Genomic DNA, 361 nt, shown 5'->3' with positions numbered 1-361 from the left:
ATCGCCGAGCGTCGTCCCCGTACCGTGCGCCTCCACCGCGTCCACCTCGGACGGCTCCAGCCCGGCATTCGCCAACGCCTGCCGGATCACCCGCTCCTGGGAGGGGCCGTTGGGCGCGGTCAGCCCATTGGACGCCCCGTCCTGGTTCACCGCCGAACCCCGCACCACCGCCAGCACCCGGTGACCGTTGCGACGGGCGTCGGAGAAACGTTCCAGCAATACCAAGCCGGCGCCCTCACCCCACGCCGTACCATCGGCCGCGTCGGCGAACGCCTTCACCCGGCCATCGACCGCAAGCCCCCGCTGCCGCGAGAACTCGACAAACCCCGCCGGCGTCGCCATCACCGTCACACCACCGGCC

General features: G+C 72.0%; 1 protein-coding gene. It reads right to left on the bottom strand.

Translation table 11 applies throughout. The features are described 5' to 3' along the window. On the bottom strand, nucleotides 1-361 hold a 361-nt coding region (locus IG05_RS43260), incomplete at both ends, for a beta-ketoacyl synthase N-terminal-like domain-containing protein (RefSeq protein ID WP_037815983.1).

The sequence above is a fragment of the Streptomyces sp. NRRL S-1022 genome (genome assembly GCF_000720135.1).
Lineage (GTDB): Bacteria > Actinomycetota > Actinomycetes > Streptomycetales > Streptomycetaceae > Streptomyces.
Note: the sequence above shows the minus strand (reverse complement) of the source record. Positions and strands in the feature narration are given on the sequence as shown.